Source organism: Paucibacter sp. KBW04, from assembly GCF_003852425.1.
In the GTDB taxonomy this organism is placed as follows: domain Bacteria; phylum Pseudomonadota; class Gammaproteobacteria; order Burkholderiales; family Burkholderiaceae_C; genus Paucibacter_A.
The window spans coordinates 120009-141377 of the sequence record NZ_QAJN01000012.1 but is presented as its reverse complement, the minus strand read 5'-3'; the positions used below and the strand labels follow the sequence as shown (position 1 = coordinate 141377).

The window sequence follows — 21369 nt, the reverse complement described above, 5'->3', positions numbered from 1 at the left end:
GTGGCTCTTTCAAGATTCGATGAAGCGGGCAAACTCGGCGACCGAAGCGCGCTCCGTGACCAAGCTGTTTTCCACCGCCTCGGGGTCGGCATAACCCAGGGCCATGCCGCAGACCACCATCTGCTCGGGCGCCAGCTGCAACTCCTCGGCGATCAGGCGGTGGAACTGGGTGAAGGCGGCTTGCGGGCAGGTGTGCAGGCCGCGTGCGCGGGCGGCAATCATCACGTTTTGCAAAAACATGCCGTAGTCCAGCCAGCTGCCCTGCTGCATGACGCGGTCAATCGTGAAGATCAGGCCCACGGGCGCGTCAAAGAACTGGTAGTTGCGGCCATGCTGATGCTGCATGCGGGCCTTGTCGGTCTTGGCGATGTCCAGCAGGCCGTAAAGATCCCAGCCCACTTTGCGGCGGCGGTCGATATAGGGCGATTGCCATTGCTGCGGGTAGTAGGCGTATTCCTCTTTGTGGGCAGCGTTTTGCTCCGGGTCCAGGTAAGCGGCCAGGATGCGATCGCTCAGGCGCTGCTTGGCGGCACCCGTCAGCACCTGCACCTGCCAGGGTTGCGTATTGGTGCCCGAGGGCGCGCGCGAGGCCACGCGCAAGATGTCTTCCAGCATCTCACGCGGCACGGCGCGGGGCAGGAAAGCGCGCATGGAGTGGCGAGTCTCGATGGCGGCGTCCACAGCGGCCTGCTCGGCGGCGCTGACTTGGGCAAAACGGCGGGATTCGGGGGTAGTCACAGCGTCAAACCTTTCAAGGCGTTCAGATATTCGGGAGGCAGATGGGGCACGGGGCGGCGGTGCTCGCGGTCTACGTACACATGGACGAAATGGCCGCGTGCGGCGCAAAGCTCGGCACCTTGGGCGAACAGGCCGATCTCGTAGCGCACGCTGGAGCGGCCTTGCTGGCCCACCCGCAAGCCGGCTTCGATGCGCTGCGGGAAGGCCAGCGAGTCGAAGAAATTGCAATGCGTCTCCACCACCAGGCCGATGACGGCGCCGGCATGGATGTCCAGCGCGCCCGAGCGGATCAGGTACTGGTTCACCGCCGTGTCAAAGAGGCTGTAGTAGACGACGTTGTTGAGGTGGCCGTAGATGTCGTTGTCCATCCAACGGGTGCTGAGGTCCTCGAACAAGGCGTAGTCGCTGCGGCGCTCGGGCTGGGGGCGTGTGGAAGAAGTCATGGCCTTCATTCTTGCATCGCCTGCTGTTGCCAAACTTGCTGGGCTCTTGCCGCCGCTTGCAAGGTATTGACCTGGCAGGCCACGGTGTCGGCCAGATCATGGCCATAGCCGCCCGCCATGCTCAGGGCCACGGGGATGCGGCGCTGGCCCAGCCAGGCCAGCACCTTTTCGTCGCGGGCCAGCAGGCCGGCGCTGCTGAGCTTGAGCCGCCCCAGGCGGTCGCCCTCGTGCGGGTCGGCGCCGGCCAGATAGAAGGCCAAGCCGGGTAACTGGGGCGCGATGCGCTGCTCAATCTGCTGCAAGGCCACATCCAGCGCGGCCAGATACTCCGCGTCGGCGCAGCCGTCGGCCAAGTCCACATCCAGATCGCTGGTCTCTTTGCGGAAGGGAAAATTCTTGGCGCCATGCATGGAGAAGGTGAACACGCTGTCGTCCTCTCGAAAGATGGCCGCCGTGCCATTGCCCTGGTGCACGTCCAGGTCGATCACCAAAACGCGCAAAAGACCCGCCGCCGGCCCCTGGCGACGGTGCCACTCGGCCTGCATCAAGCGGGTGGCCACCGCCACATCGTTGAAGACGCAGTAGCCCGAGCCCTTGTCCGCATAAGCATGGTGGGTGCCGCCGGCCATATTGGCGGCCACCCCCTCGCCCTCCAGCAAGGCGGCCCGGGCCGCGGCGATGCTGGCGCCGACCGAGCGGCGCGAGCGCTCCGCCATCTGCGGAGACCAGGGGAAGCCAATCTCCCGCTGCTGGGCCGCGCTGAGCCGGCCCAGCAGGACGGCGTCCACATAATCAGGCGTATGGACTAAGGCCAGCTCGGCCTCGCTGGCGGGCTCGGCCGGGGCCATGCGCAGCAGGCCCGGCTGGGCCTCAAAGTGCTCGCGCAGCAAGCGGTACTTGGATTGTGGAAAGGTATGACCCGGCGGCAACATCAGGCTGACGGCATCGGAATGAAAAGCGCGCATGGGCGCCACCATAGCTTTACTTGCGATTACATGGCTGTCATGCCCGCGTCACGGCCTAGCCCCATGCTCAGTGCAAGCCCTGTGAGCGGGGTCGCAAAACCGGGTGGCTCCACCAAGCCACCGGGGCCTGGAAGCGAAAAATCACCTTTTTTGCTGCACCGCAACAAAAAGTCCTTGCAATGCGCGGCGACGCCCCTATACTTGGTTTTGTTGCAGTGCAACATTAACGCTGACAAAGAAGTTTTTGCAGACATCAACTCGGGGTAGCCCCCGAACAAGGAGTGCTCCATGCTGACCGCTGAACAAATCATCGCCGCCCACAAAGCCAATATCGAAACCCTGTTTGGTCTGACCAACAAGGCTTTTGAAGGCGTCGAAAAGCTCGTCGAACTGAACCTGCAAGTGGCCAAGACGGCCCTGGGCGAAGTCGCTGAATCCACCCACGCCGCTCTGTCGGTGAAGGACGCCCAAGAGCTGCTGGCTCTGCAATCCTCGCTGCTGCAACCCAGCGCCGAGAAGGCCGCCTCCTACAGCCGTCATCTGTATGACATCGCTTCCAGCACCAATGCCGAAGTGGCCAAGGTTGCCGAAGCCCAGCTGGCTGAGATCCAAGCCAAGTTCTCCGCCGTGGTCGAGAGCGCTGCCAAGAACGCCCCCGCCGGCACCGAAAACGCTGTTGCTCTGGTGAAGTCGGCTGTTGCCGCTGCCAACAACGCTTTCGAGTCCGTGCAAAAGGCCGCCAAGCAAGCCGCTGACGTCGCCGAAGCCAACTTCGAAGCCGCCACCAACTCGGCCGTCAAGGCCACTCAGACCGCCACCCGCGCTAGCAAGCGCGCCTCGGCCTAAGCTTGCGCAGTCTTGCAGTCCCCAGCCTCAGGGCTCGGGATTGAAACGATTGTCTCCTCGGTGCCGACTTGAAGCTCAACAAGCCTCGACAAGTGCCGTTCAAACCCAGCCACTGCGCTGGGTTTTTTTATGCCCGGGCGAAGGCGGGCGGCACGAGCCCGGGCTGCGCATAAGATGCGCGCCACTCCTCACTGCTGCCCCAAGCCCTTGCTGTGTCTACGCCCGACTCCACCGCCCTCCCCCCAAAAAAGCGCAGCCTGAGTGGGGCTTGGCGTCGTGCGACGGCCATTGCCCCCACGCCCGTCCATCACTGCCCCAACTGCGGCTTCGCCCTGGCCAGGCCCACCCCCAAGTATTGCGGCGAATGCGGGCAGGAGACGCAGATCAAGGCCCCCACGCTGATGGAGTTCCTGCAGCAATTCGGTGGCAGCTATATCGCCATGGAAGGCGCGCTGTGGCGGACTCTGTGGCGGCTCTTGCTGCTGCCGGGGCAGCTGACGCTGGAGTATTTCGCCGGGCGCCGCCGCCGCTATGTGCTGCCGCTGCGGCTGTACCTGACCATCAGCGTGCTGGCCCTGGTGCTGCTGCGGGTGACGACCTCGATGCAGGTCGAAAAGCTGGAGAACAACGCCGTCAAGTTCGACGAGCGCGAACGCAGCAACTTCCAGATGAATGTGATGGGCTTCCAGGCCGGGCTGAAGAACGGCGAGTTCTTCTGCCAAAAATTTCCCGACTCCATGTGCAAGCGCCTGGAGCGCCGCTTCAAGGCTGACCCGCAAACCATGGCGGCCGAGATCCGTGAGGCGCCGGCGCGCTTTATCGGCCATCTGGGCACGGCCATGTTCCTGCTCTTGCCCGCCTACGCGCTCTGGCTCAAGCTGGCTTTTGTCGACAAGCGCCGGCGCTACACCGAGCATCTGGTCTTCGCCCTGCATCTGCATGCCTTCTGGTTCGCCATGCTGATGCTGATGATCGCCAAGATCCCCCTGCTGTCCCAGCTGGCGCCGCTGGCCTGCTTGATCTACCCGCTGATTGCACTGGCCCGGGTCTACCGCAGCCGCTGGTGGAGCACGGCTTTGCGCGCCTTTGCCATCGTCCTGCTCTACCTCAGCACCGTCGCCATCGCCTTGGCCCTGGTCGCGGTCTGGACCCTGCTGACCTGAGCCGCGGGGAACCTTTTCACTGCCCGGGCGGCAGGCCCAGGCGGTCCAGTTGATCGGCCACCAACTCCAGGCGCACCAGGGGGTTGTCCAGTTGCATCAGGCGCTGGCGTTCATCGCCCGAGAGCGGCAGCATCTCGCACCAGCGGTTGGCCAGCCAGCCGCTGTCCTCCCACAGATAAGGCGGCTGCAAAGGCATGTCCTCGGCCGCGGCGCCCTGCTCCAGGCTGTGCAAAAGCGTTTGCAAAAGCACGGCGGCCGGGGCCAGATCGGCCGGCACCGGCACCTCGGCATCCAGGCCCAGCAACGCCACCTCGGCCATCCACAAGCCATGCGGCAGGCAGTCGGACTGCAGGATCTTGAAGCGCTGGCCGCCGGTGCAGCGGATCTGCAAGAGGCCGGGGCCCTCGCGCTCCAGGACCTGGATATGGGCCAGCGTGCCTATGGGCTGGAACTTCTCGCGCAAAAACGCCGCGCCGCCCTCGGGCACGCGGTCGTCGCGCCGCCGCACCTCACCGCCCTCGATCAGGCTGACCACGCCAAAAGGCTGGCCCGCCTTGTGCACCCGGGCAATCATCTCCAGATAGCGCGGCTCGAAGATGCGCAGCGGCAAATAGCCGCCGGGGAACAGCACCGACTGCAGGGGGAAGAGCGGGATGACCTGCTTTGTTTCTGCGCTCATTCAAGGACCTCGCTTCCCTTTGACTGCCATCGGTGTAGCCCGCCATCAGCGGGAATCAACAAAACCCGCCATCAGCGGCTCTTGGCCTCGATGCGTGCACGCAGCAGCGGCAGCATGGCCGTGGCGGCCTCGCGGCCGGCCTGGATGGAGCGGCGGCGGGCGCTGAAGTCCGCGCTGCCTACGCCATCCAGCTTGGGCCGAATCACCACATCGGCCTCGCCCAGCTCGAAATTATTGATGCTGCGGCCCATGATGGAGAAGGTCTGCATCAGCATGCGCATGGCGTCCCCGGGCGGGTTCTTGTCAGGCGGCGAGGAGATGTCCACCGCGATCACCAACTCGGCCCCCATCTGCCGGGCGTAACGCACCGGCACCGGAGCGACCAGGCCACCGTCCACATACTCGCGTGTGCCGATCTTGACCGGCTGAAACACCGCCGGCACCGCGCTGGAGGCCCGCACCGCCACGCCGGTATCACCGCGGCGGAACAGCGCGCCCGAGCCATCGGACAAATCGGTGGCGACGATGCCCAGCGGCAGCTTCATCTGCTCGATCAGCTTGCCCCCGGTTTTCTCGCGTACATAACGCGCCAGCGCCTCGCCGCGGATCAAACCCCGGGTTGGGAAGGCCCAGTCGGTGATGGCGCCTTCGTCCATATTCTCGGCCAGGGTGGCCAGCTCCTTGCCATTCATGCCCGAGGCGAACAAGGCCGCCACCAGGCTGCCGGCCGAGGTGCCCGCGACCAGATCGGCCTTGATGCCCTGCTCCTCCAGCACCTGAATCACGCCGATGTGCGCGAAGCCTCGCGCGGCACCGCCGCCCAGGGCCAAGCCGATGCGCGGCAATTGGGGCGCGGCCTTGGGCTGGGCGGGCGCCACTGGCGCCACCGCCACGGGCGGCGGATTGCCGGAGTTCTGGGATGGGGTGCTGCAGGCCGAGAGCAGCAGAAAAGGGGCCAGGGAGGCAGCCAAGAGGCTGCGGCGGCGCAGCGGAGCTGGCGCAGATTCGCGAGGGAGAGACATGGCGACATTCTAGGAGTCTGTCGGACTTGGGCCGCCGCATCTCGCCCCCCGGCTAATCCCCGAGCCGGCAGGCCCTGTGGCGCGGCCACAATCAATCGAGAAGGTGTGGCGCCTTGGCCGCATCAGACCCGGGGCCTTGCGGCCCGCCCTGCTCATGAGTTCAAGCCCTGCGACCCTGTCTTCACCCAAAACCGCCTGGCGCTGGCTGCGCCGTGGCCTGCTGGCTCTGCTGCTCTTGGCCCTGGTGCTGGCCATCCTGGCCTGGGCCCTGTTGCGGGCCAGCTTGCCCCAGCTCAATGGCCGGGTCACCCTGCCTGGCTTGCAAGCCCCGCTAAGCCTGGCGCGGGACGATCTGGGCACCGTCATCGTGCAAGGTGAGAACCGGCTGGACCTGGCCCGCGGCCTCGGTTTTGTGCATGCACAGGAACGCTTTTTTGAGATGGACCTGACGCGTCGCTCGGCCGCCGGTGAGCTGTCCGCCCTGTTTGGCGCCGTCGCCCTGGAGCGCGACAAGCAGCGCCGCATGCACCGCATGCGAGAGCGCATGCAGGAGCGCCTGGCCCAGCTGCCTGCCGCCGACCGCGCCTTGCTGGAGGCCTATGCCAGCGGCGTCAACGCCGGCCTCGCCGCCCTGCGGCTACGACCCTGGCAGTACCTGCTGCTGCGCGCCGAGCCCGAGCCCTGGGCGGCGGCGGACTCGGCCCTGGTGGTGATCGAGATGTTCTGGATGCTGCAAGGCACGGGCATCGATACCGGTTTCGAGCGCGCCCAGCTGCGAGCCAAGACCGGCGACGCCTTGTTCGACTGGCTCAACCCACGCGGTGGCCGCTGGGACGCGGCCCTGGATGGCAGCCAGCTCCAGCCCCCCGCGATGCCCACGCCGGAGCAGCTGGATCTGCGCCAGGCCAGCGCCAAGGTCGCGCAAGCAGCGCTGCCCCAGATCGCCACGCTTCAAGCCAGCGCGGATGAGCAAGCAGTCATCGGCAGCAATAACTGGGCGGTTGCGGGCCGCCGCAGCGAGCATGGCGGCGCCCTGCTGGCCGACGATATGCATCTGGGCCTAGGCGTGCCCAGCATTTGGTTCCGCACCCAGCTGCAGATTCCCAGCAGCGGCGGCCGGCCCGAGCAACGCACGGCCGGGCTCTCCCTGCCCGGCATGCCCAGCATCGTGGTGGGCAGCAATGGCGCGGTGGCCTGGGGTTTTACCAATGCCTACGGCCAGTGGTTTGACTGGATCCAGCTGCCCGCTAACGCCGCACCCGAGCGGCTCAAAACCTATACCCAGACCATCGCCATCAAAGGCCAGGCCGCTGTGAAGCTGGAGCTGCAGGAGTTCGATGGCGCGCCGGTGCTGCGCGAGCAAGACGGCCAGCGCTATGCCCTGCGCTGGATCGCCCACCAGGGCGAGGCCGTCAATCTGGAGCTGGACCGCATGTTGCTGGCCCGCCATGTGGACGAGGCCCTGGGCATCGCCCAGCGCAGCGGCATGCCCCACCAGAACATCGTCATCGCCGACTCACGCGGCCAGATCGCCTGGACCGTGGCCGGCCGTTTGTGGAGCCAACAAGGTCTGGCCAAGAGCTATGCCCGCATCCAGAGCGCCGATGAACCCGCGCACAGCTGGACTTCGCCCGCCGACTACCCCCTCATCAAGAACCCCAAGAACGGCCAACTCTGGACCGCCAACAACCGCCAGCTGGGCGGCGCCGCGGCCGAGCTGATCGCCGATGGCGGCTTTGATCTGGGCGCCCGGGCCCAGCAGATCCGCGATCGCCTGAGCGAAAAACCCAAGCATGATGAGGCCAGCCTGATGGCCTTGCATCTGGACAACGAGGCTCGCTTCATGCAGACCTGGGGCCAGCGCCTGCTCAAACTCGCCACGGCCAGCCCCCAGCACGCCGAAGCCGCCGAGCTGCTGCGCCGCTGGAACGGCCGGGCCGATGCCGAGCAGGCCGGCTACCGCCTGATTCGCGCGGCAAGGCTGAAGACCTTGGACACCCTCTGGCTGGCCTGGACCGAGCCCTTTGTGGGCAAGCAGCAGCGCGACGAGAAGCAGGCCATCAAATGGCGCAGCAGCTTTGAGTACCCGGCGAGCCAGGCCCTGGACCAACAGCCCGCCCATCTACTGCCGCCCGCCTTCGCCAGCTGGGACGCCTTGCTGCTGGCCCAGCTCGATGCCGCCGCGCAAGAGATGCGCGAGTCGGGCAAGCAAACCCTGGCCGAGGCCAGCTGGGGCCAACGCAACCACAGCAAGATCCAGCATGTGCTGTCCAAAGCCATCCCGCCCCTGGCTTACTTCCTGGACATGCCAGGCATGGACCAAGGCGGCGACAGCAATCTGCCCCATGTGGCGGCGCCGGCCTTTGGCCAGTCGCAACGCCTGGTGGTGTCACCCGGCCGCGAGGCCCAGGCGACCTTGTCCATGCCCGGCGGCCAGAGCGGCCACCCCATGTCACCTTTTTACGGGGCTGGCCATGGCCCATGGGCCCGCGGCGAGGCCACACCCTTGCTGGCGGGCAAGCCGCTGCACCAGCTGGACGCCCTGCCCTAACCTGGCTTTAGGCCAAGGCGATACAGGCGACCGACACCTTCAGGCCCTCGATCTTGACCGAGAGCTGGGTGACCTGACGAGCCGGTGGCTTGTTGGGGAACCACTTCAGCCATTCCTCGTTCATGCCCTCGAAATCGGCGCCGTCGTCGAGGATGACGGTGGCGCTGACCACCTTCTCCAGCGAGCTGCCGGCCGAGCGCAAGATGGCCGAGATATTGCGCATGACCTGATGGGTCTGCTCCTGAATCGTGTGGCCCTTGAAGGCCCCACTCTTGGCGTCCGTCGGCGTGGTGCCCGAGACAAAAATCAAGCCAGCCGCCTTCACCGCCTGGCTGAACATGGGCGGCGGCGTGGCCACCTGGGAGGTGTAGATGATTTCGCGAGCAGACATGGGGCGTCCTTTCAGGGTTCAGGGGCCACTTAGGCGAACATAGGGTCGGCTGCAAGCCCCCATAAACTCGCTTGTAGCACGCAAGTAAGGAAGAGCGCGAGGCGATTTCGGACGCACGACAGGGTCGAACTTACAGACGACAAGCCCACCTGCCACCGCCAGGGAAACTGCCAACGCAGACTGACACTGTTCATCGGTAAAGTCCCCCAACCAAGGGCCGTACCCCCCAAAAAATCAAGAGGATGAGCCATGAATTCTTCGCGCGTTGCTTTGCCTGCCTCACCCCGCGCCATCGCATTGATCGCGACCAGCTTTCTGCTCGGTGGTTGTGCAACACAAATCGCTGTCCCACTTTATTCCGTCTCCACCCCTAACGTTTCCCAGATCACCCAAACACAAGCGACTGGCATTGCCATTGCGACCGTGGAAGGACCCTCAACCATCGACACCAGTTGCAGAGGTCTTAAAGTTCTGACCTGGCCAAATGATCGATCACCAGCACAGTACATTCAGAATGCTTTGGAGGCTGAAATGAAAGCCAGCCGCGCCCTCGTAGCACCCTTATCCACGCCCAAAGTCACCTTGTTTGGAAAAGTCGAATCGGTGAAATTCACATCATCCAAGTCCATCACTATGGGCGAATGGGACATCCGGATGTCGCTGCGCTCCTCAAATGGCAAAACAATGGCTGCGCACGAAATCTTCGAATTCGACAGTGCCTTTGAAGCAACTGAAGCTTGCATAAATGCCGCCAATGCATTTGTTGGGGCTACACAAGGTTTGCTCGGGAAGTTGGTCAACGCTCCTGAATTTCCTTCTCTGCTGAAATGATTACAGCGGCATCTCTTTAACTTCATCGAAACAGGCGACAAGCACATGCGTACTAGGCTGATCCTCCTCTGTCTTTCGTTCACCATGCTGGCTGGATGTGCCACGCCCTATAACCCGATACCCAAAGACTACGCTGGCCCAGTGGCGCAAATCGCTGACAGCGTTCAGGCGCGTACTGCCAGTCTGGCCAATGTCTTTGCCGTCGTTGAGATTGATGGGAAACCAGTGCACAACACCTTCACCGCTTCGACGCAAGCCAGCCAGGGTCAAGGATTCAAACTGACGCAGTCAACCGTCACGCGTGAGGTCCCGGCCGTTCCGATGCGACTCAAATTGAGTGCGCATCCACTTACCGGGGCCCCGATCCAAGCAATGGCCATGCAAATCGCCGGCACCTTCTTTTCGGTTGAAGGTGTGGTTGATTTCAAGCCCGAGGGTAGCGGCCGTTATGTTGTACGCGGAGAACTAAAAAAACAGGGCTCGAGCGTTTGGATTGAGGACGCCGTCACTGGAAATGTGCTCACTACCAAGGTCACTCAAACGCCCTGACTCTTGGACCAATGTCGTTTCGCCTGGCTTCTGCGGTGCCGCACAAGCCGCGGTCCATCCACGCAGGCAAAGGCCATCTATCTGGACCTGAGCCGCCGACAAATTTTCATGGTTGCTGTGCTTGGCCAACAGCGCGCTCAGTCGGCTGTCACTAACTGCATCAGGCATAAAGGTTCTCCTGCAATGCAGGTGGCATTCGACCTAGGGCGGGGTGTTTGTCGGCAGCAAAGCTATGCCCGCCTCAGCCCCCCAGCCCGATGATGGCCCCCTGCATCGCCCCGCCCAGCAAGACCATGCCCAGCCCCCAGCGCAGCGGCCTGGCCCCGGCATAGCGCGCCCAGGCATAGCCGCAGACAAAGAGCATGGCCGTGCCGATCAGCCCCGAGCAGCGCATGGCCAGCGGCAGCTGGTCGATGAAGACAAAGGGCAGGATGACCGGCAGGGTCGAGCAAAACACCAGGCCAAACACCGCCAAGGCCGCACGCAGATCGCGCAGGCGCAGGCGTGGGCCGCCATCCAGCGGCTGATGCAAGGCCCAGCGGTAGATTTCATCCAAGCCGGCCGGCCTCAGACTTTTGGCCAGATCACCCAGTTCCGCACGAATCAAGGTCCGCGCCTGCTCCGCGTCGGGGCAGGCCTGCAGCCGGCGCAAGAGACTGGCTTGATGGCCGCGCGCCACCAGGCTGCGCAGCACAAACATCACCGCGTCCACCAAGCCCCAGGCCGTGTTGCAGCCCAGGGCCGCCAGCAACATGGTGCGTACATCCTCGCGCCCGGCACTGGCCACGCTGAGGCTGCCGGTGATGGACAGCACCATGAGCAGGCCAAACAGCACTTCGGAGATGCGGTCTATCGGTTCAAGCACGGCGCGCTCGGCCCGCGCGGACTCGGGGTCTGGCTCGATGTCTTGGGGGCGGTTGACGGGGGTGGGGTCCATGATGGCGCAAAACTCTAACATTCAAAACAAGCGCACCCAAGCGAGCTGGCCGCAGCCACTCAGGGCGCAGCGATGCTGAAAACCTGACGCAGATAGGCCAGAAAGGTCTGGTCATCACACAAAGTCTTGCCGGGGCTGTCGCTCAGCTTGGCCACCGGCTGGCCATTGCAGTGGGTCAGCTTCATCACGATATGGAGCGGGGTCAGGCCCATATCGTTGGAGAAATTGGTGCCGATGCCAAAGCCCAGCTGGGTGCGGTCGGCAAAGTGGCGGTAAAGCGCCAGGGCGGCCGGCACGTCCAGGCCGTCGGAGAAGACCAGGCGCTTGGTGTGGGCGTCGATACGCAGCTTGGCATAGTGGGCCAAGGCCTTCTCGCCCCAGACATAGGGGTCGCCGCTGTCGTGGCGCAGGCCGTCGAAAAGCTTGGCGAAGTAGAGGTCGAAATCGGCCAGGAAGGCATCCATGCCCACCACATCGGTCAGGGCCACGCCCAGATCGCCGCGGTACTCCTGCACCCAGTCCTCCAGCGCCGCTTTCTGATGGTCGCGCAGGCGCACGCCGGTGGCCTGGTAGCTCTGCAGATACTCATGCGCCATGGTGCCAATCGGCACCAGGTCGAGGTCGCGAGCCAAGAGCACATTGGAGGTGCCCTTGAAGAACTGCGGCAGCTCTTGCTTGAGCGTGGACACCACCTCGCGCTGCCAAGCGCCGGAGAAGCGCCGCCGCACGCCGAAGTCAAACACCTCGAAGGGGTGGCTGCGCGGGGGCTCTTGCTCGAAGGCCCGCAGCTGGGCGATCTTGGTCTGCAAACGTGCGCGGCCAGTGCTCAAGGCCGGGGCCTGCTCGAAGCGGCGGAAGTACAGCTCGTTGACGATGGCCAGCACAAAGATCTCGAAGCCCATCACATGCACCTGCGGGCCACGCGCGATGATGCTGAGGCTGGGGGTCAGGTCTTGCCCCTCGCCCGGTTCGCCCAAGCCGATCTCGATGAAATCCCGCTGGAAGCGAAAGATGCGCAGGAAGTCGATGAAGTCCGACTTTATGAAGCGCAGGCCGGCTAAAAAACGCAAGTCCTCCGGCTTGAAGCTGAGGCTGCACAAGGCATCCAACTCCCGCTCCAGCTCGGGCAGCAGCTCGGCCAGCGGAAACTCCGGGCGGTTGCGGCAGACAAAGCGGTACTCCGCCTGCGCCTGCGGGTGGCGGTGCAGCATGGTCTGCCACATGGTGAACTTGTAGAGATCGGTCTCCAGCAAGCTGCTGATCACGGGCGGCTTCATCGCATGGCCTCGCTGCTGCTGAGCAATTGCAGGCCACGCGAGCGCATGGCGGCGAAGAACTCGGCTTGCTGGGCCTCAAAGCCCGCGACCGGACTCATGCAATCGGTGAGTAGGCTGATGCGCGGCAGAAGCGGCTGCGGCAGATGCTGGAGCAGATGCTCCACCGTGGCCCGCACGCAGTGGCTGGAGGCTTCGCCCGCCACCCATATCTCATCGGCCTGGGCCAGCTGATTCAGCAGCTCACGGTTGAGCTGGCTGGCCGGGTCCTTCGCATCGGGCACCTCGGCCTGCAAGGCGCTGTAATGCTCGGTCCAGGGGTTGCTGCCCTTCAAGAGCTTGTGGACCGAGCGCTGCCGCTGTTCTTCCCAGGCTTGATAGGCGGCATGCACGCTGTCATGAACCGCATGGCCCCAAGTGCCGATCTCGCAATGCACGGGCCAGACCATCAAGGTGTAGCGGCCCGTGGCCTCCAAGGCGTCCAGATAGGCCTGGGCGCGTGGTCCATGCTCAGGCAAGCGTGGGCGGAACTGCCCGGCCCGCAAGGCGGCCGCCGTGATCTGGGTGAAGGGCAAGACCTGACCCCCGTCGCGGTCTTGCCAGAAGGCTGGATGCGCGATGTCCAGGCGGTGATGCGAGTCCAGCGTAAGGGTGATGGCATCGATGCGCGCTTGCGCGGCCGCGATCAGAGCGCCTAAGCGCTGCATATCGGCATCGGCGCCGCTCACCGGCAAGGCGGGGCTGTGGCCCGGCGCACAGCGGGCCGGGGGCAGATCGCAGAAATCGTTTTGCGGATCGATGATCAGCAGGTGGAGGAAAGGCCTGGAAGAGGTGCTCACGGCTTCATCGACTCAAGAGTGGTAGAGCCCAATGTACCCGCAGGAACACAGACCCCAACACAGGGCAAAGCCCATGCGACACTCAAACACATCCCAACGACGAATGACTCAGGCATGGAGCGATTTCATGTCATCCCAGCAGCAGCTCCGCCCGGCTCGGCCGAGCCGGGCCAACGCTGGGTGTTCCAAGGCTCCTGGTGCCTGAAAGACAGGCTGCCCAGCGCCGCTGAACTGCTGACCCTGGCCGGGCCCTTGCCCAGCCTAGCCAAGCCGCCGCGGATCACCCTGGACGCCAGCGCCGTCAGCGCCTGGGACAGCGCCTTTGCCATGCTGCTGAATCGCCTGAGCCTGCAGCTGCAAGCCCAGGGTGCCCAGCTTGACCTCTCCGCCCTGCCCCAGGGCTTGCGCCGCCTGCTGGAGCTGGCCCAACAAGGCCAGCCGCCCGAGGCGCAAAGCCAAGGCCAGTTCGGCTGGCTGCACAGCCTGGGTCTGGCCACACTGAATTTATGGGGCGATTTGCAAGCCTTCGCCCGCTTTGTGGGCGAGCTGCTGCTGGCCGGCCTGCAATGTCTGCGGGGGCGTGGCGCATTTCGAGCCCGCGACTTCTGGGCCGTCGTTGAGCAAGTGGGGCCGCAGGCCCTGGGCATCGTGTCCCTGATCAGCTTTCTGGTCGGTCTGATCCTGGCCTATATGGGCGCGGCCCAGCTGGCCATGTTCGGCGCGCAAATCTATATCGCCGATCTGGTGGGCATTGGCATGGTGCGCGAGATTGGCGCGCTGATGACGGGCATCGTCATCGCCGGTCGCTCGGGTGCGGCTTTTGCCGCCCAGCTGGGCACCATGCAGGTGAATGAGGAGATCGATGCTTACCGCACCGCGGGCCTGGCACCCATGCAGTTTCTGGTGCTGCCGCGCGTGCTGGCCCTGCTGTGCATGACGCCCTTGCTGACTATCTACTCCAGCGTGATGGGCATTCTGGCCGGGGCCTTGGTGGTGGTGCTGGTGTTTGGCCTGGACGCCACGGCCTACTTCCATCAAACCCTGGAGGTGCTGACCTTGACCGACTTCTGGGTCGGCCTGCTCAAGGGCGGGGTCTATGGTGCGATGGTGGGCTTGTCGGGCTGCTTGCGCGGCATGCAGTGCGGGCGCAGCGCGCAGGCCGTTGGCGAGGCTGCCACCTCGGCCGTGGTGACCGGCATCTTGTTGATCGTGGTGACCGCTTCTATGCTGACCATCATGTTTTACAAGCTGGGCATATGAGCGACCGCCCTCCCATCGTCGTCCAAGACCTGACCATGGCCTATGGCTCGCGGGTCATCCAGCAAGGGCTGAACTTCCAGATCCAGCGTGGCGAAATTTTCGTCATCATGGGTGGCAGCGGCTGCGGCAAAAGCACCTTGCTGCGCCATCTGATCGGCTTGCAAACGCCAGCCAGGGGCCAGGTGCTGATCCAGGGCCAGGACTTCTGGGCCGCCGAGGAAGCCAGCCGTCGCCTGCTGCAGCGGCAGTTTGGTGTGCTGTTCCAGAGCGGCGCACTGTGGAGCTCGATGACGCTGAACGAGAACGTGGGCCTGATCATCGAACAGCACTGCCCCGAACTCAGCCCCGCCGAGATCGCCGAGCTGGCCGCTTTCAAGCTCGCCCTGGTGGGCTTGCGCGGCTTTGACGACTACTACCCCAGCGAGATCAGCGGCGGCATGAAGAAGCGCGCCGGTCTGGCCCGCGCCTTGGCCATGGACCCGCAGATTCTGTTCATCGACGAGCCCTCGGCCGGACTGGACCCGATCAGCTCCAAGAATCTGGACGACTTGATTCTGGCCCTGCGCGACAGCCTGGGCGCCACCGTGGTGATGGTGACGCATGAGCTGCCCAGCATCTTTGGCATCGCCGACCGGGCGGTGTTTCTGGACGCCAAGACCAAGACCCAGCTGGCCTTGGGTTCGCCACAGGATTTGCTGGCCCATGGCCAGCCTCAGCTGCGGGAGTTTTTGACCCGCGGCCAGACCGAGATGGAACAACAAGCATGAGCAAAAAAGCCAACCCCACCCTGGTCGGCGCCTTTGTGATCGGCGCCCTGCTGCTGGCCTTTGTGGCCGTGATGGCCCTGGCCCGCGGCACGCTATTCCAAAGGCCCGAACGGGCGGTGATGTATTTCGAGGGCTCGGTCTACGGCCTGCAGGTGGGCGCGCCCGTCGTGTTCCTGGGCGTCAAGGTGGGCCAGGTCGCCAAGCTGGGCATCACCGTCTCGCCCGAGACCAAGAAGTACCTGATCCCGGTGGTGGTGGAGTTCTCACCCGAGGCCGAGAAGCGCCTGCGCAGCACCGGCGTGACCGATCTGGAAGGCATGCGCCGCCTGGGGCTGCGCGCCCAGCTGCAAAGCCAGAGCCTGCTGACCGGGCTCTTGATGGTGGACTTGTCGCTGCAGCCCAAGACACCGGAGCGGCTCTACGGTCTCTCCAACGAGATGGGCGAGATCCCCACCCTGCCCTCGCGTTTTGACCAGATGACGGCGCGACTGGAGCAGCTGCCGATCGAGGACATGATTGCCGACCTGGGCAGCACCATGTCGGCGCTCAAAACTCTGGTCAACTCACCCGAGCTCAAAACCCTGATTGGCAATGCCGGCGGCACCATGGCCAGCCTCAAGCGCACCCTGGTCTCCATCGAACGCCTGGAGCTGCAGATCGAGAAGCAAGCCGTGTTGCCGCAGGCCGCGCAGTCCCTGGCCGCCATGCAACAAGCGGCCGAGAAGACCGGCGCTGCCATGGACAATTTGGGCCAGCTCAGTGCCGAAAACTCCTCCACGCTGAAGAGCTTGCGCGAGGGCGTGGCCGAGGTGGGCGCCGCCGCCCGCGCCCTGCGGGACTTGAGCACGCGCGACTCCACCGCCGTCTGGCAGCTGGAACAAACCGCACGCGAGCTGGAGAACACGGCGCTGAGCCTGCGCCAACTCTCCGACGCCGTGGAAAGCAAACCCGAGGTGCTGATCTGGGGGCGCAAGAGCAAGCCGGCGCCCGAGGCCCCTCCCTCACGATAAAACAAGCCATCGGAGCCGCCATGATGCGATACAAAACCTTGGGCCTGGTCACCCTGCTGAGCGCCTTGCTGCTCGCCTGCGCCAGCGACGCCCCCGCGCCGCGCAGCTTGGTGCTGCAGGCGCAAGCGCTGCAAGCCCTGCCCGGCCTGCCCTCCATGAGCGCCAGCGTGGTGGTGGACCGGGTGATCCTGCCCGACTACGTCAAACGCAATCCCCTGTTGGAACGCATCGCGCCTGGCGAGCTGAACTACCGCGACAGCGCGCGCTGGGCCGAGCCTCTGGGCGAAGCCTTGCCCAGGGTGCTGGCCGATGATTTGTCGGCCCTGCTGGGTCGCAGCGTGACGCTGACCAAGCTGCGCCCCCAGGCCAATGCCGCCGACCCCGCCTGGCTGCTCTGGCTGGATGTGCGCCGCCTGGAGGCCGACGCCCAGGGTCAGGTCTTGCTAGAAGCGCATTGGAGCTGGCTGCGCGAGGGCCAGGGTGAGAAACCTTGGCAACACGGTGTGTTCCAGGCCCAGGCCAGCTCACGCGACCCGGAGCGGGTGGCGCAGGCGCATAGCCAGGTGCTGGCGGATTTGGCTCGGGCGGTGGCGGGCGGTCTTCGCCAGGGCCAGTAAGCAAAAGCGGCTCAAAGACCAGTCAAAGCCTTGGCCTGGTGATAGACCTCGGAGAAGCGCAGGCCGGTGCGCGCCTCCAAGTCTTTCAGCTCAACACGCTGCGGTGCCGCGCCCACTTTGTCTTTGCTGGTATTGGCCACCAGATAGGCCGCCAATTGCAGGCCGCCCCGTCCAGCACGGCTGCTGGGCATGGCAATCACCAGCTTCCAGAAATGCTGAGGCAGACGAAAACTGTCCATGGCCTTGACGCCATCCTCTAACTCCATTTCGCCACGGAAGGCGGCGTCGTCCGCAGCAAACACCGGGCCGCTGAAGCCGATGATTTTCTTGTGGCTGAGCGCCAGGCCGCGCTCCCACTTCTCCAGCGCCAGCCAGGAGCCCAGATTCACATCGGCATGCTGGGGCGAGATATTGGGCAGAAACATGGCGTGGCGCGCGGCCGTCTCCGCGACGACGGGCTCACCCCAGCAGACCGTCTGCGGCGCTACCAGATGGCCGCGGTGGTAGTCACTCCGGGTGGTCAGGGCCACCGTGATCTGGGTGGAGCGCGGCACCATGGGGTCGGCCGTCCACTCCTGCCTGACTTCGCTGTCTACCCGGCTGAACTGCTCGCCCGCCACGTTGTAGGCCACGTAATGCGCCAGGCGCCGGCCTGGGTGCATGACCACGGTGAAATGCACATAGCGCAGCACCACAGCGGGCCCGGTCACGGCAGGCAGGCCCAGGGGCTTGCGTTTAGAAATGAAAGCAGGGTCAAAGCCCGGCCGCAGCTCGCGCAGGCGCGAGGGCGGTACCAGCGCCGCCAAGCCCGTCAACAAGGCCTCGGCCTCGGCAAACTTGGGGTCGCCCTCCCATTTGGAGAGATCGCAGGCCTGGTGCTGGGCAAAGTCGGCCGGTACCATGGCTCCGTCCAGCAGGATCGAGAACAGCGCGCCCTTTTCCGCCCCGATCAAGGCCTCGTGGTGGACCCACTCGCTGGCGCGGGAATTGGGCGACCACAGCACCAGCACGGCGCGGGTGCGGGCCAGGGCCTGCTCCAGTTCCGGTGCCCACTCGGCCCCCACCGGAATGCCGCGATCCCACCAGACCGACCAACCATGGTCCAGCAAAAGCTTGACCACCCGACGGGCCAGGTCGCGGTCCTTAGAGGAATAGCTGAGGAAAACGTCGGACATGATGGGCTGCTTCTATCCTGAGTCGCGCGGCCATTCTTCCTCAAGACGCGCCTGCACTTCAAAGCAGTTGTCGCGGTAGAAATGCCCACCTCGCAAAGCCGCCAGCAGGCTTGCCGCGGGATAGGCCAGCAGGAACAAAACACCCCAGCGCTCGTACTGCCTCACATGCGCTTGTTCATGCCGCCGCAAGCGCGCCAGCTCGGCCTCGCTGCAGCCAAGAATGACATGGCCGAGAGTGAGCGCACTGAAGGGCATGCGCGCCCAAACCGAGTGCCTGGGCGTCTCGCCTTGGAACAGCGCGACTTCAAGCCTGCCCTCGATCCGCCGCAGCTGGGCGCCGGCAAAAAGCAGCAGGGGCAAAGCGGCCAGCAGGCCGAGGGCGGAACAGGGAGCAGCCCAGAGGGTCTTGAGCATTTTGAGCGACAACGAGGGCGACAGCGATGGCGAGAGCTCAGCCATTGTGCGGCTTGGGTTTCAAGACCTTTGTGGCTAGGCCCCCACGCCGCGCTTGACCGCAAGCGGCCCCCGCCACAAACTCGGCAGCCTCTTCAATCCACACAGGAGTCTGCTATGGCTGCATTTGATCTTGCTCTGCCGCTGTCGGCCGACCTTACGCTGGATTCGCGCAGCAGGAACACCTGAAGTTCCAGGCAGCGCCTCTACGCCGCGGGTGAGCGGCCGACAACACGACGATCTTCCCGAGCCGATGCTGCACGCATCGGCTGCGGATTTTTTCGTTCGCCTGTTTGTTGTCATTTCATCACCATGCTCGACACCACCACGATCGAGGCCTTGCGAGCGCTAGGCCTCAGCCATTTCATTCTTTCTCAACTCGCCCCTATGGAGGGGCAGGAACCGTCCACGCTATGGCGCGTCACCGAAGTCCAGCGGGAGCAGCTGGGCCTGCAATCCGAGCAAGGCACTTGTCGCGCACGAGCGCTGCCGGCGCTGCAACAAGCCCTATTCGCCGAGGCACGCCAGCTCGCCGTGGGCGACTGGGTGCTGGCGCGCCGCAATGCGCTGGGCGAGACTTGGGTGCACAGGCGGCTCGCGCCGCTCAACTGCCTGCAGCGCCGCGACCCCAGCGGCCAACGCCAGACCCTGGTCAGCAATGTCGACACCGCCCTGCTTCTCATGGGGCTGGACCATGACTTCAATCTGGCTCGCTTGGACCGCTATCTGGTGCTGGCGCACAGCTCCGGCGTGCCGGCCTTGCTTGTGCTCAGCAAGGCCGATCTCTGCCGCGATCCGGCGGCGCGGGTGCAGGAGGTACGCCAACATCTGACACACAGCCGCAATGCCGTGCTGGATGTGCTGGCCGTGGACGGCACCCAGGCCGACACAGTCAAGCAGCTGAGGCCCTGGCTGGGCCTGGGCCAGACCTTGGTGCTGCTGGGCTCCAGCGGGGCGGGCAAATCGACCTTGACCAACACGCTTTGCGAGGCCAGCTTGCAGCCCACCCAGAACGTGCGTGGGGACGACAGCCGGGGCCGCCACACAACAACGGTGCGCAGGCTGCACGGCACAGCCGAGGGCGCCTGCATCATCGACACCCCGGGCCTGCGCGGCCTGCAACTCGATGCCAGCGCGGCCGAGTTGGCGCAAGCCTTCGACGATGTGCAGGCCCTGGCGCGGGGCTGCCGTTTCCGCAACTGCAGCCATGGCGATGAACCCGGCTGCGCGGTGCGCGCCGAGCTAGCGCCGGCGCGGCTGAGGAGCTACCAAAAACTGCAGCGCGAACTCGCCCGCGACAGCGTGGGCCCGCTGGAGCGGCGCGCCCGCTTCAACGAGCGGGCAGCAATGGGGCGGGAGGCGATGGCGCACAAAAGGTCCAAGCGCGGCGAAGCTTGAGTTGCTCAAGGGTCCATACCAGGGGCAGGTCTGGGCCCTGGCGCGGCCCTGCCCACTCTTCTGAACACGCTACGCCTGTTCTCGCCGCGCCTAAGACGCCTTATAGGTCTGCAAATGAATACTCGTCTCCGTGGCCCCAATGCCGCGGATCAGACGCACCCGCTCCAGCACCTCGGCCAGTTCGCCCAAGCTGGCGGCGCGCAGCTCGGCCAGCAGGTCCCAGCGGCCATTGGTGTCGAACAGGCCCGAGAGCCCCGGCTCGCCCAGCAGGATGCTGATGACCTCGCGGGTCTTGTTGCCCTCCACCGCAATACTCATCCAGGCGGTGATCTCGTTGGGCGTGACGTCAGGGCGCAGGCGCACGGTGTAGCCCACGATCACACCGGCATCCTCCAGCTTGGCAATGCGGTTGCTGACCGTGCCACGTGAGACCTTGAGCTTGTGCGCCAGGGTGGCGACGGTGGCACGGGCGTCCAGGCGCAAAAGCGCCAGCAGTTGTTGATCCAAGGTGTCCATCAAGAGGTCTCGCTGTGATTGGGCCTGGCCCTGCGGCTGCGCGCGAATTTCGCTCTGATTCTGCCATTTTGGCAATTGAGGCTGGCGAAATGGCAAATTGCTAGCAATTACTAAGCACTTCTTGCGCTTCCGCCTGGCAGCGAGGCTGGCAAGAATTGAGTCACATCGAACGTGATGCGCTTGGTGCGCGCTTTTGCAGGCTTTTGCCCTGCCCAGCGGCGGCGCCAGATCCCCTGCTTTTTTGACAAGCAAAGTGGACGGATCACAAGGCGTATCCAACACCCAGGAGACTTCCATGACCACCTTGCTCACCACCCAAGACATCGCCCACATGGCCCAAAGCCTGGGCGTCCCTGCCTTGCTGCAACGCATGGCGGCGTACATCGAGGCCGACTATCTGCGCTGGAACGAGTTCGACAAATGCGCTCGCGTGGCCAGCCACTCAAAGGACGGCGTGATCGAGCTCATGCCCATCGCCGACGCCACGCTCTACAGCTTTAAATACGTCAACGGCCACCCCAAGAACACCAAGCTCGGCCTGCCCACGGTGATGGCCCTGGGCGTGTTGGCCGATGTGGCCACCGGCCTGCCCGAACTGCTCAGCGAGCTGACCCTCACCACGGCCCTGCGCACTGCTGCCACTTCTGCCATGGTGGCGAAGAAGCTGGCGCGGCCCGAGTCCCGGGTGATGGCCTTGATCGGCAACGGCGCGCAAAGCGAGTTCCAGGCCCTGGCCTTTCACCACCTGCTGGGCATTCAGGAAATCCGCCTGTTTGACCTGGACCCGGCCGCGACTGCCAAGCTGCAGCGCAATCTGCGTCATGTGCAGGGCCTGCGTTTGATCGTCTGCGCCAACACGGCCGAGGCGGTGCGCGGTGCCGACATCGTCACCACCGTCACGGCCGACAAGGCCAATGCCACCATCATCACGCCCGAGATGTTGGC

Annotated in this window: 23 protein-coding genes; 11 read left to right on the top strand and 12 right to left on the bottom strand. The window is 64.7% G+C overall.

What is annotated here, in order from left to right:
• Positions 1-9: 9 nt before the first annotated feature.
• The 3 genes from DBR47_RS15450 to DBR47_RS15440 all read right to left on the bottom strand — a co-directional run bounded on the left by DBR47_RS15450 (position 10) and on the right by DBR47_RS15440 (position 2146).
• Positions 10-651 (bottom strand): nitroreductase, encoded by a 642-nt coding sequence (locus DBR47_RS15450; RefSeq protein WP_124451978.1) that lies wholly within the window; start codon positions 649-651, stop codon positions 10-12.
• A gap of 83 nt (positions 652-734) precedes the next feature.
• Positions 735-1181, bottom strand: a complete 447-nt coding sequence (locus DBR47_RS15445; protein ID WP_370454925.1) for an acyl-CoA thioesterase — start codon at positions 1179-1181, stop codon at positions 735-737.
• Positions 1182-1186: 5 nt separating this feature from the next.
• The gene (locus DBR47_RS15440; protein ID WP_124451608.1) at positions 1187-2146 is read right to left on the bottom strand and encodes a histone deacetylase; all 960 of its coding nucleotides are present in this window, start codon (positions 2144-2146) and stop codon (positions 1187-1189) included.
• 288 nt (positions 2147-2434) lie between these two features.
• On the opposite strand from DBR47_RS15440, the gene phaP reads away from it, so the two are divergent.
• Positions 2435-2992, top strand: a complete 558-nt coding sequence (phaP, locus tag DBR47_RS15435) for a TIGR01841 family phasin (protein WP_124451606.1) — start codon at positions 2435-2437, stop codon at positions 2990-2992.
• A gap of 212 nt (positions 2993-3204) precedes the next feature.
• Positions 3205-4155 carry a DUF3667 domain-containing protein gene (locus tag DBR47_RS15430; protein WP_124451604.1) on the top strand — a complete coding sequence of 317 codons (951 nt, stop codon included), beginning with the start codon at positions 3205-3207 and terminating at the stop codon, positions 4153-4155.
• Positions 4156-4171: 16 nt separating this feature from the next.
• Here the strand turns inward: DBR47_RS15430 and DBR47_RS15425 are convergent, their stop codons facing one another.
• Together DBR47_RS15425 and DBR47_RS15420 are read right to left on the bottom strand one after the other, a co-directional pair.
• Positions 4172-4834, bottom strand: a complete 663-nt coding sequence (locus DBR47_RS15425) for an LON peptidase substrate-binding domain-containing protein (protein WP_124451603.1) — start codon at positions 4832-4834, stop codon at positions 4172-4174.
• A gap of 71 nt (positions 4835-4905) precedes the next feature.
• A complete protein-coding gene (locus DBR47_RS15420; RefSeq protein ID WP_124451601.1) occupies positions 4906-5856 on the bottom strand; it encodes a patatin-like phospholipase family protein in 951 nt (316 codons plus the stop codon).
• 154 nt (positions 5857-6010) lie between these two features.
• Here DBR47_RS15420 and DBR47_RS15415 point away from each other — a divergent pair, with 154 nt between their 5' ends.
• On the top strand, positions 6011-8407 hold the full coding sequence (locus DBR47_RS15415; RefSeq protein WP_124451599.1) for a penicillin acylase family protein: 2397 nt from the start codon (positions 6011-6013) through the stop codon (positions 8405-8407).
• Positions 8408-8414: 7 nt separating this feature from the next.
• Here the strand turns inward: DBR47_RS15415 and DBR47_RS15410 are convergent, their stop codons facing one another.
• Positions 8415-8798, bottom strand: coding sequence for a RidA family protein (locus DBR47_RS15410; protein ID WP_124451598.1), 384 nt, complete (start codon positions 8796-8798; stop codon positions 8415-8417).
• 249 nt (positions 8799-9047) lie between these two features.
• Here DBR47_RS15410 and DBR47_RS15405 point away from each other — a divergent pair, with 249 nt between their 5' ends.
• Together DBR47_RS15405 and DBR47_RS15400 are read left to right on the top strand one after the other, a co-directional pair.
• Entirely contained in the window at positions 9048-9629 is a 582-nt protein-coding gene (locus tag DBR47_RS15405) for a hypothetical protein (protein WP_124451596.1), read from the top strand.
• Positions 9630-9674: 45 nt separating this feature from the next.
• Positions 9675-10178: a hypothetical protein gene (locus DBR47_RS15400; protein WP_124451594.1), complete on the top strand. Its 504-nt coding sequence runs from the start codon at positions 9675-9677 to the stop codon at positions 10176-10178.
• 241 nt (positions 10179-10419) lie between these two features.
• On the opposite strand, the gene DBR47_RS15395 is transcribed toward DBR47_RS15400, so the two are convergent.
• From DBR47_RS15395 to DBR47_RS15385, 3 genes are read right to left on the bottom strand one after another with little or no spacing between them, the layout of a single operon-like run.
• Complete coding sequence (locus DBR47_RS15395) at positions 10420-11115, bottom strand: VIT1/CCC1 transporter family protein (RefSeq protein WP_124451592.1); 696 nt, start codon at positions 11113-11115, stop codon at positions 10420-10422.
• 59 nt (positions 11116-11174) lie between these two features.
• Positions 11175-12392, bottom strand: coding sequence for a nicotinate phosphoribosyltransferase (pncB, locus tag DBR47_RS15390; protein WP_124451590.1), 1218 nt, complete (start codon positions 12390-12392; stop codon positions 11175-11177).
• Complete coding sequence (locus DBR47_RS15385; RefSeq protein WP_124451588.1) at positions 12389-13228, bottom strand: isochorismatase family protein; 840 nt, start codon at positions 13226-13228, stop codon at positions 12389-12391. Before DBR47_RS15385 ends, pncB begins: the two co-directional genes overlap by 4 nt.
• Positions 13229-13342: 114 nt before the next feature.
• On the opposite strand from DBR47_RS15385, the gene DBR47_RS15380 reads away from it, so the two are divergent.
• The 4 genes from DBR47_RS15380 to DBR47_RS15365 are packed head-to-tail and all read left to right on the top strand — an operon-like array spanning position 13343 to position 16882.
• Positions 13343-14488 carry an ABC transporter permease gene (locus DBR47_RS15380; protein ID WP_124451586.1) on the top strand — a complete coding sequence of 382 codons (1146 nt, stop codon included), beginning with the start codon at positions 13343-13345 and terminating at the stop codon, positions 14486-14488.
• Complete coding sequence (locus DBR47_RS15375; RefSeq protein WP_124451584.1) at positions 14485-15255, top strand: ABC transporter ATP-binding protein; 771 nt, start codon at positions 14485-14487, stop codon at positions 15253-15255. Before DBR47_RS15380 ends, DBR47_RS15375 begins: the two co-directional genes overlap by 4 nt.
• Positions 15252-16265, top strand: a complete 1014-nt coding sequence (locus DBR47_RS15370) for an MlaD family protein (protein ID WP_124451582.1) — start codon at positions 15252-15254, stop codon at positions 16263-16265. The genes DBR47_RS15375 and DBR47_RS15370 overlap by 4 nt, the downstream gene beginning before the upstream one ends.
• A gap of 23 nt (positions 16266-16288) precedes the next feature.
• The gene (locus DBR47_RS15365; RefSeq protein WP_197047096.1) at positions 16289-16882 is read left to right on the top strand and encodes a membrane integrity-associated transporter subunit PqiC; all 594 of its coding nucleotides are present in this window, start codon (positions 16289-16291) and stop codon (positions 16880-16882) included.
• Between the two features lie 11 nt (positions 16883-16893).
• On the opposite strand, the gene DBR47_RS15360 is transcribed toward DBR47_RS15365, so the two are convergent.
• Positions 16894-18057 (bottom strand): DNA/RNA non-specific endonuclease, encoded by a 1164-nt coding sequence (locus DBR47_RS15360; protein WP_124451578.1) that lies wholly within the window; start codon positions 18055-18057, stop codon positions 16894-16896.
• A 12-nt stretch (positions 18058-18069) separates the two neighbouring features.
• A complete protein-coding gene (locus tag DBR47_RS15355; RefSeq protein WP_124451576.1) occupies positions 18070-18516 on the bottom strand; it encodes a hypothetical protein in 447 nt (148 codons plus the stop codon).
• A gap of 306 nt (positions 18517-18822) precedes the next feature.
• Between DBR47_RS15355 and rsgA the strand changes: the two genes are divergently transcribed.
• Positions 18823-19908 carry a ribosome small subunit-dependent GTPase A gene (rsgA, locus tag DBR47_RS15350; RefSeq protein WP_124451574.1) on the top strand — a complete coding sequence of 362 codons (1086 nt, stop codon included), beginning with the start codon at positions 18823-18825 and terminating at the stop codon, positions 19906-19908.
• A 90-nt stretch (positions 19909-19998) separates the two neighbouring features.
• Here the strand turns inward: rsgA and DBR47_RS15345 are convergent, their stop codons facing one another.
• On the bottom strand, positions 19999-20424 hold the full coding sequence (locus tag DBR47_RS15345) for an Lrp/AsnC family transcriptional regulator (RefSeq protein WP_124451572.1): 426 nt from the start codon (positions 20422-20424) through the stop codon (positions 19999-20001).
• A 295-nt stretch (positions 20425-20719) separates the two neighbouring features.
• Here DBR47_RS15345 and DBR47_RS25055 point away from each other — a divergent pair.
• The coding region (locus DBR47_RS25055; protein WP_231512330.1) for an ornithine cyclodeaminase at positions 20720-21369 on the top strand (650 nt) is incomplete at its 3' end.